Raw genomic sequence first — 16,158 nt, 5'->3', positions numbered from 1 at the left:
TATAGACACATTGTTAACTATTAAAAACTTTAAATAAAAACTATTGTATGGCGGAAATAAATGAACAATTCCATGGCACGCCATTTCATTATATAAATAATCCTGATAATAGATTAGTAACCAATTGCACCGATTCAATTTTCAGGGCAAGTGATCCTTTAAGTTTTCATAATTCTCTCGCCGGATATAAACCCACTCCCCTGGTGGAACTTAAGAACCTGGCAAAGAAAATTGGAGTGCGGGAAATTTATATTAAGGATGAGTCTTATCGCTTCGGATTAAATGCATTTAAGGCATTAGGAGCATCTTATGCCATACACAAGATCCTGGAGAAAAACCCTGAAATTGAAACCTTTTGTACAGCTACTGATGGGAATCACGGTCGTGCAGTAGCCTGGTCTGCGAGAATATTTGATAAGAAATCAAGAATCTTTGTTCCCAGCGACACTACTACTGCAAGAATAGATGCAATTAGAGCTGAAGGTGCCGTGGTGGAAAAGATCATTGGGAATTATGAAGAAACCTGTGCATTTGCAAAGAAAAGGAGCCTTGAGTATGGCTGGACACTTTTACAGGATACTGCAACAGAAGATTATGAAGAAATACCTGCTCATATCATGGCAGGATATTTTACTCATTTCAAGGAACTGGAGGACGGCCTGCATCAATTACCTGAACCTAATGTAGATGTGGTTTTTTTACAATCGGGTGTGGGCAGTTGGCCTGCGGCGGCGGCCTGGTATTATACGAGTCGTTATAGCTTAAAAAGACCTAAACTGGTAATTGTTGAACCTAAGGAAGCTGCAGGAATGCTTGCATCTCTTATTAAAGGAGAACGTTGTAGCCCTTCGGGAAGCTTTAAAACCATGATGGCAGGTTTAAATTGCGGAATACCTTCCAGCACTGCCTGGGAAATCCTCAAAAATACTATAGATGTTTCTATAGCTATTGAAGACAAATTTATGGAAGCCGCAATAAGAACATTGTTTTCGCCCAGCCAGGATGATCCGCAGGTTATTTCAGGGGAATCCGGCGCAGGAGGTTTTGCAGGTTTTCTGGCAATAATGAATGATGAACGTTTTGCTGAAGTAAAAGAATTTCTAAATATTAATTCCAACACCAGGATTCTCTGTTACAGTACAGAAGGAGCTACAGATCCTTCCAATTTTAAAAAAATAATCTCTGCACATTAAAAGCTGATATAACTAAATCATCCCATGGCTCGCTACTTTGCTTATAATCAATAATTTAATATTTTTAACAGAAGTCAAAGTAATCCTTAAAATTTAAATTATGTATATATATGTAGAACTTTGGAATGTTATTCAAAAATGTATGGACTTATCAAAGCAGGAAAGAGAAGACTTTTTTAACAAAGTTGGCCCCGAAATTCAAAAATTAATGGATAAAGGAGTAGAAGTAACGGGTTGGGCTATGAACGATGAACATACTCCATACCGCAGCGACTACAGGTATATGGCAGTTTGGAAAATCCCCTCTCTGGAACTTGTGGAAACCCTGGAAAGAGCTGTGGCTGATGCAGGATGGCACAATTATTTTTCCCAGGTGAATGCCAGAGGTCAAATAATTCCATTAGATCAGGCAATAGATAATCTTATAAATCTCGAAAAACATTCCACATCTATTATTGAATAAAGGAATGTTATTACATATTAGGTAAAACATCTGCCTTTAATTGAGCTGCATCTCAGGAATTTCTCCTTCTACAATTAGGTTGCCCTCTGTTGCTGTTTTAATTTCTTCAACAGATACTCCGGGGGCTCGTTCGAGTAGTTTAAATCCTTTATTTGTAACTTCTATAACAGCAAGGTTCGTTACAATCCGCGTAACACAGCCCACACCTGTGAGAGGAAGAGTACATCTCTTCAATAACTTTGATTCTCCTTCTCTGTTGGTATGCATCATAGCCACTATAATATTTTCAGCTGAAGCAACGAGATCCATGGCTCCTCCCATTCCTTTGACCATTTTTCCGGGAATCTTCCAGTTGGCAATATCTCCATTTTCTGCTACTTCCATAGCTCCAAGAATAGTAAGATCTACATGCTTCCCACGGATCATTCCAAAGCTCATAGCCGAATCAAAAAAGCTGGCGCCGGGAAGTGCTGTAATAGTTTGTTTTCCGGCATTTATTAGGTCCGCATCTTCTTCTCCTTCAAAAGGAAAGGGCCCCATCCCTAATATCCCGTTTTCACTTTGAAATTCAACTTCAATATCATCCCGAACAAAATTTGCAACCAGGGTTGGAATACCTATTCCAAGATTGACGTAGTATCCATCTTTTACTTCTTGTGCTATTCTTTTTGCAATTCCGTTTTTGTCTAACATTTTATTTAATTTGAAAATTTGAAGGTTCTGCAATTCCTCTCGCTATTCATTCTTTCTACTGGAGCTAATAATTTTTGATATAAATTTACTTATATTCTACTTCCGCAAATGTTCTTAGGTGTGGATCGGGAAAGTGAGAGGAGGCTTTGCAAAGTCTGAACCAGTAGTTCGTTTCATCAGCCTCTTTCGCAGTAATCTTAAATTTGTAAATGAAACCTGCAGGACTTTCAGCATTTTGCGATTCCCAAACATTGGCCCAATTGAAGCCCCGCTTCCGAATAACTGAGAAGCCATTTCATATTTATGAAGAAATCTGAGATTTTTTGAGTATTAATTCCTTCCTGCGCAAAATCAGAAGTTGTATTTACTATAAAATTTTCTCTATCGTCTCCCATAACCATATCAATTTTCAAATCCTTAAATCACCTAATCCTCAAATTATCTCTTTCTCACTGTTCTTTGCTCTATTCTCTTCTCATAATTCTGTCCCTGAAAAATCCTTTTAACGAAAATCCCCGGGATGTGAATATGATTAGGATCCAGTTCTCCCGGTTTTACCAGTTCTTCCACCTCAGCAACAGTAATAGTGGCCGCGCCACACATTAAAGGATTAAAATTGCGCGCAGTTCCTTTAAAGATCAGGTTTCCTGCTTCATCCCCCTTCCAGGCTTTCACAAAAGCAAAATCTGCCTTGTAGGCTTCCTCTAAAACGTACATTTTACCGTCAAATTCCCTGGTCTCCTTTCCTTCAGCAACTTCAGTACCATATCCCGCTTGTTGTATAAACTGCGGGAAATCCCTGTTGAGCAGCCTGGCACTTTGCTGCAAGTGTTCCCTGGGGGGTTAATATAACATCCAGTTCTCCACTAAGCATCTGCCTTTCAAATTCGGCATTTTCCCCTACATAAGACGAGATCATCCTGTCAATTTGTTTTTTCTGAAGTAAAAGCCCCAATCCAAAATCGTCTACCCCGGCGTTATTGGAGATACAGGTTAAATTTTTTATATTAAGACGTACCAGCTCAGCAATAGCATTTTCAGGTATTCCGCTAAGTCCGAAACCTCCAAGCATCATGGTCATTCCATCTTTCACACCCTTAACAGCTTCTTCTACGTTATTTACAGTTTTTTTGATCATTGAAAAATTCTTTCCCGAAAATTACGAAAATATTGAGGCTACTACAACGTTTTCAGAAAAAAGGAAATCAAAAGTCTATCCCCCGAAGAAATAAAAAAACCCCGCAAGTTTATCACTGGCGAGGCTTCCTTTTTTATCTGAAATTCAGCTATTTAAATTTTCATTAAAATTCTAATTCATCCGGCAGTTCCTGAAAATCTTCACTGTTGCGACCATAATTATTACAATTTATCTCAATAGAAAGATGATCTGGCCTGGAAAAAGCCCCGGACGAAATCTCCAGAGATTTATCGGCATAAACTTTTTTCATATATGTTCCCCATATAGGCAATGCCATTGCAGCACCCTGACCATAGGTAATTGTGGGAAAATGTACTGCCCGGTCTTCTCCTCCTACCCAAACCCCGCTAACCAGGTCTGGCACCATACCCATAAACCAGCCGTCACTTTGATTCTGGGTTGTTCCTGTTTTTCCGGCAATAGGATTTTTAAAATCATAAGGATAACCAGTCATTACAGCTTTATAATAAGGATTATTTACACCCCAATTACCTCTTAATCTTGTACCCGATCCATACTGCGTTACTCCTTCCAGGAGATTTACAGTAACATAAGCAGTTTCTTTGCTTATTACATCCCGGGTTTCAGGAACGTGCTGATACAAAATTGTTCCGTTTTTATCTTCAATTCTTGTAACAATTACCTAGTTTTACAAATACCCCTTCATTAGCAAAGGTGCTGTAAGCAGAGACCATTTCAAACAGGCTCATATCTGCTGTTCCAAGAGCAATTGCAGGTCCTTTATCAACATTTCGAGTATCTATACCCAACTTGTTCAGCATCTCTATTACAGGTCCTGTTCCGGTTTTATCGATCAACCTGGCAGTAATGGTGTTTACAGAATTGGCTAAAGCATCTTTAAGAGACATCATCCCTTCATATTTACCATCGCTATTTCTTGGAGCCCAGTCGTTTTGGTTTCCATGTTTGCCTGCTTCTATAGTAAAATGGTTTCTTGGTAAGGTGTCACAGGGAGAAAGTTTAAGTTGATCTATAGCCGTCGCATATACGAAAGGCTTAAATGTAGAACCAACCTGCCGCTTTGCCTGCTTTACGTGTTCATACTTAAAATGTTTGAAATTTATTCCCCCCACCCAGGCTTTTACTTCTCCGGTTTGTGGAGTCATAGACATAAGGCTAAGCATTGAGAAAAGATTTATAATATCTAATAGAATCTCTTGGAGTCATCACAGTGTCTTTAATTCCACTCCAGCTAAAGACTCTCATATCTGTCTCCTTGTCAAAAGAACTTAATATTTGTTCTTTTGATTTCCCCTGTTCAGACATTATGCGCCATCTGTCAGAAGCCCTTATTGCACTATTCATTATGCCTTCGATTTCCTCAGCTTCAATGTCTCTAAATGGTGCTGTCTTATTGTTCTTGTTCTGTTTGTCAAATTCCTTCTGAAGGTTAGCCATATGCATTTCCACTGCTGCTTCAGCATATTTTTGCATCCTGGAATCCAGGCTGGTATAGATCTTTAGACCATCCCGAAAAATATTGTAGTTTTCCCCGTTTGGCTTTGGGTTTTTTTCAATCCAGTCTCTCATAAATCCCTGTAGATAAACCCTGAAATAGGTAGCTATTCCCTCATCATGACCCTGAGGTGAAAATTCAATCTTCATTGGGATCGCCTGAAGGGAATCTGTTTCTTCGGGAGTAAGAAAATCATTTCTTTCCATTTGGGAAAGCACTACATTTCTTCGCTGTTCCACAAGTTCAGGACGTCGCATGGGGTTGTAGTAAGCGGCATTCACCAGCATCCCTACCAAAACTGCCGATTCTTCTATATTAAGATCCTTTGCTTCTTTATTAAAATAGATTTTTGCTGCTGAACGTATTCCTACCGCCTGATACACAAAATCATATTTATTAAAATACATTGTAATAATTTCTTCCTTGGTGTACTGGCGCTCCAGCCTTATCGCAATGATCCATTCCTTAAACTTTTGAAGGACCCTGCTTAAGCAAAATTTGTGGAGGCGTTGCCTGTAAATAGCTGTTTTGCGAGCTGCTGAGTGATAGTACTTGCACCACCTCTTTCTCCAAGGTAAACGGCTGCCCTCATAGTTCCCCTCGCATCAATACCGGAATGTTCGTAGAACCGTTCATCCTCAGTCGCTACCAATGCCTGCACAAGATGATCTGGAAGATCCTCATATTTTATTGGGGTCCTGTTTTCGCTATAATACTTCCCCAGGGTTTCACCGTCTGCCGAAAAAATTTCGGTGGCAAGATTGGTTTCAGGATTTTCCAGTTCTTCAAACTTCGGCATCTTTCCAAAGGCACCCCAACCAGCAAGAAGGAAGAGAAATACTATGGCCAGTATACCTAATGAAAACAGTGTCCAAAAGCCAATGATGTATTTACGATAATTTGATTTTTTTGTGTTTTTTGATGGTTTTGCCATTGGTGCAAATGCATTAATTTTGGGTATTCTCTATGCGAAATCCTACTTCGGTTATTCCTTCAAGATCTTCAATTCCTTCTTCACTGCCGCTCTTTCTCATAGCGTGCTGTATACTTACTTTGTATTGACCGGGCTCTGTAAACCGAACGTCTTCTTTATACCAAAGTTTATTCTCCTTCACGTCTCCAAAACCTGTGCCAAGCCACTCACCACCCGGAGTAGCCATTTGATATTCAAGAGTATCTGTGATCACCTTTCCTTGTGGAAACTGGATTTGCGCTATTAAAAACAAATTACTGTAAGAAAAATTGTTATTGTTCCTGATGTTTATGAACAAATCATATGCCTGAACCGAATCTATATTCTTTAAATTAAACGTAACAATAGAGTCTTTATTCCATGCATCAGGAATTGAAGTGTACTCATCAAAAACCCTATTCTTATCACAGGACACTAAACAAGCGACAGCAACAAGTAAAACCAGAAAAAAAATTTATGCATTCTTTGACGGTTTTCCTTTACGACGTTTGTTCTTTCTACGTTTTTTACCTGTACTACTCTTAGGTGTATCAAAACGGGTAAGGCTGTCCTGGCCTACAACATTGTTAAAATCTTTAGTTTCTACTTCTGCAAGTACTTCGTACTCTTCAAGGCTTGCAACTAAGTTCTTTATCGGTATTAGCCTTTATTATTTTGTTTGCCTGTTCAGCAGTTAATTTGTGCCAGTTCATCCAGTCACCTTCATAGGCATACCAAAGTAAACCTTGAAAAATATCAATTTTTTGGCAAACAGCGGTTCCCTTTTTCGTGTTCAGCTTTACTTCTGTCTTCGGAAAAGCTTTTAATGCGTCAAGATAAGTGTCCAATTCATAGTTCAGGCAGCATTTAAGTTTTCCACACTGCCCTGCCAGCTTTTGGGGATTCAACGATAATTGCTGATATCTTGCTGCTGAAGTATTTACTGATCGAAAATCTGTTAACCAGGTAGAACAGCATAATTCTCTTCCGCAGGAACCAATACCTCCCAGGCGGGAAGCCTCCTGCCGAAACCCAATTTGCCGCATCTCAATACGGGTATTGAATTCCCTTGCAAATTCCTTGATGAGCTGCCTAAAATCTACCCGTTCCTCCGCAGTATAATAAAAAGTTGCTTTAGATGCGTCTCCCTGAAATTCTATATCACTAATTTTCATTTGTAGGTTGAGCCTTATGGCTATTTCCCTTGCACGCACCTTCATTTTATCCTCCCGGTCCCGGGCTTCCTGCCATACATCTATATCCCGTTGTGTGGCTTTTCTATATATTTTTAAAACTTCGTCACTGTCCTCGCTTACCCTTTTCTTCTTCATTTGAACCCTTACCAGTTCTCCAGTAAGTGTTACCATTCCCACATCATGACCCGGGGAAGCCTCTGTCGCGACTACATCTCCAATGCTTAAAGTTAAATTCTCCGGATTTTTAAAAAAATGTTTTCTTCCGTTCTTAAAACGAACTTCTACACAATTAAAAGGTTCAACTCCATTTGGTAAGGACATATTGGCTAACCAATCAAAAACAGTAAGTTTATTACAACCATCTGTTCCACAGGTGCCATTATTTTTACATCCCTTTGGCTGACCGTCCTTGCTTAAGTCGAGCAACTTGTACATCCCATATATTATATATTGAAAATTCTAGCAGGCCTATCACCCGCTGAATTTGATTGCTGATAATAAAAAGTAAAGATACCAATATTTATTGGTACGTATAGATAAGCAAATTATTCTCTATTGCTTGAACTTTAACACCTCGGATCTTCCCTTTTTAAAAATTTTATTGCTATTGGGTATACCTTTCCTTAGAGCCTTTTGCTCTTCATAAGGTAAGGCATTTACATCCTTACAACTGGTCGAGCAACAATTATCCATAGCTGCTGCACATTCTTCACACTGTATGAAGAGTAAATGACAGGCTTCATTTGCACAGTTCACATGAGTATCACAGGCTTTCCCGCATTGATGGCAGCAGGAGATCACATCCTCAGAGATTCGCTCGCTCCTGCGGTGATCAAAAACAAAATTCTTTCCTAAAAACTTGTTTTCCAGCTTTAGATTTTCAACCTGTCGGGCATATTCAATGATCCCGCCTTCAAGCTGAAATACATTTTTAAAACCTTTATGTTTATAATAAGCGCTGGCTTTTTCACATCTAATTCCCCCGGTGCAGTACATCACAAGATTCTTATCTTCTTTGTGATCTTTAAGATCTTCCTCAATAATATCAAGTGAATCTCTAAAAGTATCAACATCGGGAGTTATTGCTCCTTTAAAATGCCCGATTTCACTCTCATAATGATTCCTCATATCTACCAGTACAGTGTTGGGATCATCTATTAATTCATTGAAACGAACAGCATCTACGTGAACACCTTTATTGGTAACATCAAATGTGGAATCGTTAAGACCATCGGCTACAATTTTGTCCCTAACTTTTACCTTCAGCTTTAGGAAGGACATTAAATCGTGTTCTATGGCAATATTCAGCCTTACATCCTTCAGAAAATAAATCGAATCCAGAAAGTCCTTAAATTCAGCAAATCTTTTAGCGGGAATTGAGAGTTGTGCATTAATACCTTCGTGGGCAATATATATTCTCCCCAGAACCTCCATCTGGTCCCAGGCTATAAAAAGGTAATTTCTAAAAAGTTTGGGGTTGCCAATCTTGGCATAGGCGTAAAAAGAAAGAGTAAGCTAAGTCTTCACCTGCTTCCTGTATTAATGCTGCTCTTTCCTTTGCGCTTAATTTATTGTACAGTTGCATGCTATACTAATTTATTAAGTTAAAGAAAATTTTTGGCAAAGATAAGCCTTTCAATAAAACAAAAAAATGCCCTGAAAATCGTTCCCAGGGCATTTTTTGAATGGCTAATTCGTTATTATTATTTTTTACTTACTATCATAAAAATAAAAACAACGATTAGCCTCCATCAACTCTGCTACCACAACTCAACAAAATTGTAGTGGCAGAGCCGAATTGATTCAGGATCAAACTTATTTTAAGAAACCTCATAGTATTTTGGTTCTTTTAATTATTTATTAGATGCAGATATTTGGAAAAGGTTGCGTGGGAAATTGTAGTGATGGAAAACTTATAGTATTTTAGCAGCACGCATTTAAATGATCTTAAATAATTATGAGCAACGATAATAAAGAGAAAGAAGCAAAGTTAAAAGCTCTAAAGCTTACCCTGGACAAGATGGATAAAACCTATGGAAAGGGGACTGTAATGAAGATGAGTGACCAGTCAGTTTCTGATGTTGAAGCCATTTCTACTAGTTCTGTAGGTTTAAACATTGCAATGGGAGTAGGTGGATATCCTCGTGGGCGAGTAATTGAAATTTATGGACCTGAATCTTCAGGAAAAACTACATTGACGCTGCATGCTATTGCTGAAGCACAGAAACATGGAGGGATTGCGGCTTTTATTGATGCTGAACATGCTTTTGATAGATTTTATGCTGAAAATCTTGGAGTAGATCTTGAAAATCTCATTATTTCTCAACCCGATAATGGGGAACAGGCCCTGGAAATAACCGATAATCTTATACGCTCTGGAGCAATTGACATTATTGTAATAGATTCTGTTGCAGCCCTAACACCTAAGAGTGAAATAGAAGGTGAAATGGGAGATTCAAAAATGGGGCTTCACGCAAGATTGATGTCTCAGGCCTTAAGAAAACTTACTGCAAGCATTAGCAAAACCAATTGTACGGTAATTTTTATTAACCAGTTACGTGAAAAGATTGGTGTAATGTTTGGAAACCCGGAAACTACAACTTATGGGAACGCTTTAAAATTTTACGCTTCAGTAAGGCTGGATATTAGAAGGTCTACCCAAATTAAAGATGCCAACAGCAATGTTACAGGTAATAAGACCAGAGTTAAAGTAGTAAAGAATAAAGTAGCTCCTCCCTTCAAGACTGCTGAATTTGATATTATGTATGGGGAAGGAATCTCGAAAATTGGTGAGATCATTGACATTGGGGTTGACTACGAAATTATCAAGAAAAGTGGTTCCTGGTTTAGCTATGAAGATACCAAATTAGGACAGGGACGTGATGCTGTAAAACTAGTTTTAAAAGATAATCCCGACCTAATGGATGAACTCGAGGAAAAAATAAAAAATGCTATAAAGATAGCAACAGCGTAAGTTTTACGTTTATTTCTTACAAAATCCCGCCGACGCGGGATTTTTTTATGGTATAGGCACGCAACCCTTCAGGTATTTGTGCATCTGATAAGTGACAACCTACCAATTACTCCAGGATTATGTTAAGAATTAAAATATTACTGCTCGTATTTACTTCGTTTTTGATTACGGGGTGTTCGGGTGATGATGATTCCGGCGACATTATGCAAAACCTGGCGGCCGTGGTGTCTGTAGAAATGCCGGAGGAATTTGAGGAAGGTTCAAGATATGATTTGCATATCGTTTATGAACGTCCTACAAGTTGCCATACGTTTAGTGGTCTTGACATAAGTGAAGAAGGAAACAAAATGACTATTGGGGTGGTTACCAGTTTTCTTACCAATAACAATCTTAACTGTGTGGATACCGGAAATTTACAGGCTACAGCGACCATTAATTTTGTTGCAGAACAGGAGGAATTTTATATCTTTCGGTTTTGGAAAGGACGTAACGCGGCAGGAAGAGACGAATTTTTAATTTTTGAAATACCAGTTACCCCGCCAGGCACAGATTAATAACTTAATACTACTAAGCACTTGAGTTTAGATCAACTCATACACAATTGTAAAAAACAGGATATAAAAGCACAGGAACAGCTTTACAGGCTTTATGCCAATAAGCTTTTCGCAGTGTGCTTAAAATATTCCGGAAGCTATCAACAGGCTGAGGATAACCTGCAGGATGGCTTTATGACGATATTTGATAAAATAAAGCAGTACCAGGACAAAGGTTCTTTTGAAGGATGGATGAAGCGGATAATGATTAATACTACGCTACAGAAGTACAGAAAACAAACCGTCTTTGAAATTTATAATGAAGATATTTTAAAAGAGCCTGCTTTAGAAATTGATGAGGAAATACTAACAGTAGATTATCTGTTAGAAATTATTCAGGAGTTACCTAACCGCTACAGGCAGGTTTTTAATTTATACGCACTTGACGGATTTTCCCACAAGGAAATTTCAGAAATGCTGCAAATAAGTACAGGAACATCTAAATCTAACCTTGCAAGGGCGCGGATGATCTTAAAAGAAAAAATAGAAATCAACCAGGAAACAAAGGCGGTAAGTTCGTCGTAAAATGGAAGAAAAAAAGCACATAGACAGGCTCTTTCAGGAGAAATTTAAGGATTTCGAGGCTGCGCCACGAGAGGCAGTATGGAATAATATTTCTTCGCGGCTTCAGGAAAAAAAGCGTAAAAAATACGCTATTCCATTGTGGTACAGGATGGCAGGTATCGCTGCAGTCCTTGCTTTGCTCGTTAATTTCGCCAATGATTTGTTTAAAACGTCCCGCAGTTCTAATAATACTGCCTCAATTACTACAAAACAGCAAAGAAACTTTGGGGAACTCACTCTTATTTCAAATTCCTATAATGAGAATATGACAAGGTCTGCAATTATATTACAGGCTTTGATGCAGGACACAAAAAATAGACAAAAACAGGAAGCATTTGAAGCATCCTTAAGTACTCAATCGTTTTCAGGAGGATCACAACTGGCTCAACAAAGAGAAACTATCTCAGCAAAAAATCTTAAGCCGGGGCTTTCGTCCTTTTCTATTCTAAGTGCGCTTACCTATGAGGAGCTCCAACAGGAGAATGAGGTGAAACAGGTGACTGAAATAAGAAAAATTGCACTTCCCACACCGCCGGAAAATGGCTTTACCGAAGAATTAAAAGGAAAACATGCCATGCCGAAAAGAAGCTTAGGGTTTCAACAGTGGCTGCACCTGTTTACTTTGACAATCTGGGCAATGGAAACTCTATAGACTCCAGGTTTGCCAACAACAATAGCAGCGGCGAGATCTCTATGGCTTACGGGGTGAACTTTGCTTACAAAATTTCAGATAAAATTAAAATAAGGTCCGGGATTAGTAAAGTAGATCTTAGTTATAACACAAAAGATATTGCCTTTAGAGCTACCGTTAATCCCAGTGCACTTACCGGAATAGACTATAGAGGTGAAATTCCTAAGTATAGAATAGAAAACACTATTTCAAGACCCTTCAGCAATATAAGTGCTTCTTCAGAATTTAATCGCTCCAGCATTGCGTCTCCGGCGGCAGGTTACCTAAACCAAAAATTAGGATTTATTGAAATACTTAGTTGAACTGGAGTATGTCATTATTGACAAACGTGTAGGTTTTAACTTAATAGGAGGTGGAAGTACGTTATTCCTGGATGAAAATATGATCTCCCTCAACTCCTCTAATTTTTCAACAGATCTTGGGGAGTCAAACAACCTGAACCAGGTGAGTTTTAGTACAAATGTGGGGGTTGGCCTGGATTATGAAATTTCTCCACAATTTCAAATAAACCTGGAGCCCATTTTTAAATATCAAATAAACACCTACACCAATAATACCGATCTTAATCCCTACTACTTTGGTGTATATACGGGATTCAGCTTTAAATTCTAGTTAAATAGTCGGATTTTTTAGCTCCTTAAGAATTACCTCAAAAACTTCATCTTTAATTTCACGTTTATCGGCTTGCGTTTTATTTTTAGTTGGAACAACAGGATGAATTTTCGCCCTCATAATTCCCGGACTACCAGATAAAAAAGTATATGAAAATCTCCTTTTATTGTCGTGGAAGGTAATAGGTACAATGGGAATTTGATGATCAATTGCCAGTCTTACAGCCCCATCTTTAAAAGGTGCCATTACTATAAATTTATCTTCGGGCACTCCTCCTTCAGGAAAAATACAGATACTGTTTCCCTGCCTTAGTCGTCTTTGGGCTTCAGCAAAAGCTTCCAGGCGGCTTTTTTGAGAGCCCCTGTCTACCAGTATGCAAGTTCTACGGTAGAAATAGCCGAATAAGGGAATACGGGCAAGTTCCACTTTTCCTAAAAAAACAAAAGGATGATCAATAACTGCCAACATCAACATAATGTCTGTAATGGAAGTGTGATTGGCGACAAACATATAACTCTTTCCTTTTTCAAGCTTTGCTGATGAACATTTCTTTGGAATAAAACCCATGCCGTATAATATACATTTTGCCCAAATCCTGGCACAAACGAAATATTGCGGATAAAATCTTTCAGAAGAAGTAAAAATGATAAGAAAGGGAAACATAACTACAATTGGAAGACCTAAAAGAATATAAAACCAGATTCTCCAGATTATAGTTATAAAAGATCTCAATACTCCCATAGCAGGTAAAAATAGTAAAATGAATTAAGTGAATTCTATAAAAGAAGTACCTTTGTCAAAATATAAAAAAGTCAATGGCTAGAATACTTACAGGGGTTCAAAGTACAGGAACTCCTCATCTTGGAAACCTTCTTGGCGCAATTATCACTTAAGCAATTGAAATGGCCAATAGACCAGAAAATGAATCTTTTCTTTTTATTGCCAATTTGCATACTTTAACCCAGATAAAAGATGCAGAATTATTAAAGCAAAATACTTACTCCACGGCGGCAACCTGGCTTGCTTTTGGACTGGATATTAATAAAACCGTTTTCTACTAAGCAGAGTGATGTTCCGCAAACGGCGGAACTCACCTGGTATTTAAGTTGCTTTTTTCCTTACCAGAGGTTAACTCTTGCACATTCGTTTAAAGATAAAGCTGACAGACTTGAAGATGTAAATTCTGGCCTTTTTAGCTATCCTATGTTAATGGCGGCAGATATTCTTCTCTATGACGCGGAAATTGTGCTTATGGGAAAAGACCAATTGCAGCACCTGGAAATGACCCGTGATGTTGCTGCACGCTTTCACGCAAAAATGGGAGAAACCTTCGTTATGCCCGATGCCAAGGTTTCTGAAGATACAATGTATGTTCCCGGTACAGACGGAGAAAAGATGAGTAAATCCAAAGGAAACATAATTAATCTTTTTCTGCCAGATAAACAATTGAGAAAACAGATCATGGCAATCCAAACAGATAGCACACCTCTGGAGGAGCCAAAGGATCCGGATAATGATAATGTTTTCAACATCTATAAGTTAGTTGCAAGTAAGGAGCAAACTGCTGAGATGCGGAAAAATTATGAGGTCGGAGGATATGGGTATGGACATGCAAAACAGGCACTTTACGAGGTTTTGATCACAAGGTTCAAAAATGAAAGGGAACAGTATAATTATTATATGGAAAATCCTAAAGAAATTGATGCTGCCTTACAAATAGGAGCGAAAAAGGCCGAAGCAGTGGCAAATAAAGTCCTGGAAAGAGTTCGTACCAAATTGGGGTACTAAGAACAGAAAATCCTTACTTTATTGGCGGTGTACTAAATAAAAAGTCACAGGTTAAAGAAATAAATTTTCCATTTTAACCTGTGACTTTTTATTTCTGAAGGATCAGATTCAATCAATTAACCCGAATAAAGGATGTGGAATAAGTTCCATCCTCATCCTCTGCAGTGATTGTAAAGGTATTATTGTTGTTAGAAAAAGTAATAGTAACGTCATCAACCTGTTCTCCTTCGGTGATTCGGTAAACGTTATTCCCTCTATTTTCCCATTTTTGGGTACTAACTTCAGAAACACATTCTTCTGTGTCAAAATCTGCAAAATAATCGGTACTCTTAACAGTACCATTTGCCATAAATTCTACTGTTGTTTGCTTTTCACAATCAGTTAATGGTTCTTCCTCTCCGTCGAAAAATTGATTCTGGATCTTCCACGTTCCCAAAATTTTGTCATTATCCGGCGGCACATTAGAATTACCGTCATCGTCATTACTGCAGGAAGCAATTCCTGCAAAGGCCAGGAATACAAAAATAAATCTGAAATTTTTCATACTTACCAGATTGTTAAGTTAATACACCAAAAATCGGATAAAAAAAGACATGAATTCAAATTCAGGTGTTAAATAGCTTCAAACAATTTTCCCGGCAGCGGTCTTACAACTCCCTTTAATTCCATCTCCAGCAGCAGGCCTGCGGTTTTGTAGGTAGGCAGGCTGCAGCCAAGTGCAATGGCGTCGAGCTGTTGTTTACCTTCACGTTGCAGATAGTCGTAAAGTTCCTGCTCCTGTGGTTCCAACTCAACGAATAGTTGCTTTTGAACAGGAGACGGTGAAGGTTTGGTATCCCAGTTAAGAATGTACACCAAATCTGCCGCACTGGAAAGCAGATGCGCATTTTGAGATTTTATAAGGTTATTACAACCCCTGCTTTGTGAATCTACAGGTCGTCCGGGAACTGCAAAAACTTCCCTGTTATAAGAATTAGCAATATCGGCAGTTACTAAAGAGCCTCCTTTTTCTGCACTCTCTATTACTACTGTAGCTTCACTAAGACTAAGCAATTATCCTGTTCCGTTTCAAAAAATTATTGCGATCAAAGGGATGACTACTCCAAAAGTCGGTATAAAAACCTCCGTTAGTTTCTATTTGAGCGACGTATTTTTTATGAACCTTTGGATATACCTGGTTCAAGCCATGAGCAAGGCAGCCTATGGTTTGTAGCCCGTGTTTTACGGCAGCCTTTTGAGCTGTAATATCTACTCCATAAGCAAAACCGGAAATTATAACAGGATCTAAAGGAGAGATGTCTTCAACAAACTGCTCGCAAAATGCTATTCCCTGTGTGGTTATATTCCTCGTTCCCACTATGCTTATGATCCTCTTATTTTTTAGATCGATATTTCCTTTAGAAAAAAGAAGAATTGGGCCATCATGACAATGTTTAAGTTTTTCTGGATACTCTTTATCCTGGTAATAGCAAAAATCTATATTGTTGGCCTCAATAAATCTTATTTCCTCCTCTGCCAGCTTTAAATGTGCCGGATCATCGAATCCTTTTAATTTAGCATCCCCTACTCCATCAATTTTCAGAAGAACCTGCTTTTTGGTCTTAAAGATCTCAACCGCACTTCCCAGGTGGCGAAGCAGCTTCTTTGCTGTACTATCTCCTAAATTGGGCATATTTTGAAGCGCTAATAGATAGTGAAGTTCTGATTTGTCCATGAACTATTATTCGATTTTTACAATCTTTTCTTTTCTAAAGAATCTATAAA

13 protein-coding genes and 6 pseudogenes are annotated in these 16,158 nt (G+C 38.4%); 9 read left to right on the top strand and 10 right to left on the bottom strand.

Features of this window, described 5'->3' with window-relative positions; translation table 11 throughout:
- The first annotated feature begins 47 nt into the window (after window positions 1–47).
- Both LZ575_RS15445 and LZ575_RS15440 read left to right on the top strand, forming a co-directional pair.
- Window positions 48–1,193 (top strand): diaminopropionate ammonia-lyase, encoded by a 1,146-nt coding sequence (locus LZ575_RS15445; RefSeq protein WP_235325400.1) that lies wholly within the window; start codon window positions 48–50, stop codon window positions 1,191–1,193.
- A gap of 100 nt (window positions 1,194–1,293) precedes the next feature.
- Window positions 1,294–1,656 (top strand): DUF6616 family protein, encoded by a 363-nt coding sequence (locus LZ575_RS15440; protein ID WP_235325398.1) that lies wholly within the window; start codon window positions 1,294–1,296, stop codon window positions 1,654–1,656.
- A 36-nt stretch (window positions 1,657–1,692) separates the two neighbouring features.
- On the opposite strand, the gene LZ575_RS15435 is transcribed toward LZ575_RS15440, so the two are convergent.
- From LZ575_RS15435 to LZ575_RS15405, 7 genes and pseudogenes are all read right to left on the bottom strand, one after another.
- Window positions 1,693–2,349 carry a CoA transferase subunit B gene (locus tag LZ575_RS15435; protein WP_235325396.1) on the bottom strand — a complete coding sequence of 219 codons (657 nt, stop codon included), beginning with the start codon at window positions 2,347–2,349 and terminating at the stop codon, window positions 1,693–1,695.
- Between the two features lie 85 nt (window positions 2,350–2,434).
- Complete coding sequence (locus tag LZ575_RS15430) at window positions 2,435–2,560, bottom strand: hypothetical protein (protein WP_235330753.1); 126 nt, start codon at window positions 2,558–2,560, stop codon at window positions 2,435–2,437.
- Window positions 2,561–2,787: 227 nt separating this feature from the next.
- Window positions 2,788–3,487: pseudogene (locus tag LZ575_RS15425) on the bottom strand (CoA transferase subunit A).
- A 163-nt stretch (window positions 3,488–3,650) separates the two neighbouring features.
- Window positions 3,651–5,958 (bottom strand): annotated as a pseudogene (locus tag LZ575_RS15420) (penicillin-binding protein 1A).
- A gap of 13 nt (window positions 5,959–5,971) precedes the next feature.
- Window positions 5,972–6,412, bottom strand: coding sequence for a gliding motility lipoprotein GldH (locus LZ575_RS15415; protein ID WP_235325394.1), 441 nt, complete (start codon window positions 6,410–6,412; stop codon window positions 5,972–5,974).
- Window positions 6,413–6,451: 39 nt separating this feature from the next.
- Window positions 6,452–7,612 (bottom strand): annotated as a pseudogene (locus LZ575_RS15410) (stage 0 sporulation family protein).
- A gap of 112 nt (window positions 7,613–7,724) precedes the next feature.
- A pseudogene (locus LZ575_RS15405) lies at window positions 7,725–8,757 on the bottom strand (rhodanese-related sulfurtransferase).
- A 372-nt stretch (window positions 8,758–9,129) separates the two neighbouring features.
- Here LZ575_RS15405 and recA point away from each other — a divergent pair.
- The 6 genes from recA (at window position 9,130) to LZ575_RS15375 (ending at window position 12,606) form a co-directional block, all read left to right on the top strand.
- Window positions 9,130–10,146, top strand: a complete 1,017-nt coding sequence (recA, locus tag LZ575_RS15400) for a recombinase RecA (RefSeq protein ID WP_235325392.1) — start codon at window positions 9,130–9,132, stop codon at window positions 10,144–10,146.
- A gap of 119 nt (window positions 10,147–10,265) precedes the next feature.
- Window positions 10,266–10,700, top strand: a complete 435-nt coding sequence (locus LZ575_RS15395) for a hypothetical protein (protein WP_235325390.1) — start codon at window positions 10,266–10,268, stop codon at window positions 10,698–10,700.
- A 21-nt stretch (window positions 10,701–10,721) separates the two neighbouring features.
- A complete protein-coding gene (locus tag LZ575_RS15390) occupies window positions 10,722–11,264 on the top strand; it encodes an RNA polymerase sigma factor (protein WP_235325388.1) in 543 nt (180 codons plus the stop codon).
- A 1-nt stretch (window position 11,265) separates the two neighbouring features.
- Window positions 11,266–11,955, top strand: coding sequence for a hypothetical protein (locus tag LZ575_RS15385; RefSeq protein WP_235325386.1), 690 nt, complete (start codon window positions 11,266–11,268; stop codon window positions 11,953–11,955).
- Window positions 11,907–12,296 carry a hypothetical protein gene (locus tag LZ575_RS15380; RefSeq protein WP_235325384.1) on the top strand — a complete coding sequence of 130 codons (390 nt, stop codon included), beginning with the start codon at window positions 11,907–11,909 and terminating at the stop codon, window positions 12,294–12,296. The genes LZ575_RS15385 and LZ575_RS15380 overlap by 49 nt, the downstream gene beginning before the upstream one ends.
- Window positions 12,280–12,606 (top strand): hypothetical protein, encoded by a 327-nt coding sequence (locus tag LZ575_RS15375; RefSeq protein WP_235325382.1) that lies wholly within the window; start codon window positions 12,280–12,282, stop codon window positions 12,604–12,606. The genes LZ575_RS15380 and LZ575_RS15375 overlap by 17 nt, the downstream gene beginning before the upstream one ends.
- On the opposite strand, the gene LZ575_RS15370 is transcribed toward LZ575_RS15375, so the two are convergent.
- Complete coding sequence (locus LZ575_RS15370; RefSeq protein ID WP_235325380.1) at window positions 12,607–13,347, bottom strand: 1-acyl-sn-glycerol-3-phosphate acyltransferase; 741 nt, start codon at window positions 13,345–13,347, stop codon at window positions 12,607–12,609.
- A 74-nt stretch (window positions 13,348–13,421) separates the two neighbouring features.
- Here LZ575_RS15370 and trpS point away from each other — a divergent pair.
- Window positions 13,422–14,394, top strand: a pseudogene (trpS, locus tag LZ575_RS15365) (tryptophan--tRNA ligase).
- Window positions 14,395–14,506: 112 nt separating this feature from the next.
- On the opposite strand, the gene LZ575_RS15360 reads toward trpS, so the two are convergent.
- Both LZ575_RS15360 and dprA read right to left on the bottom strand, forming a co-directional pair.
- A complete protein-coding gene (locus LZ575_RS15360; RefSeq protein WP_235325378.1) occupies window positions 14,507–14,938 on the bottom strand; it encodes a lipocalin family protein in 432 nt (143 codons plus the stop codon).
- A gap of 68 nt (window positions 14,939–15,006) precedes the next feature.
- Window positions 15,007–16,108: pseudogene (gene dprA, locus LZ575_RS15355) on the bottom strand (DNA-processing protein DprA).
- Between the last annotated feature and the right edge of the window lie 50 nt (window positions 16,109–16,158).

The organism is Antarcticibacterium sp. 1MA-6-2 (assembly GCF_021535135.1).
Taxonomy (GTDB): domain Bacteria; phylum Bacteroidota; class Bacteroidia; order Flavobacteriales; family Flavobacteriaceae; genus Gillisia.
This window is presented reverse-complemented; position numbering and strand designations above follow the sequence as displayed.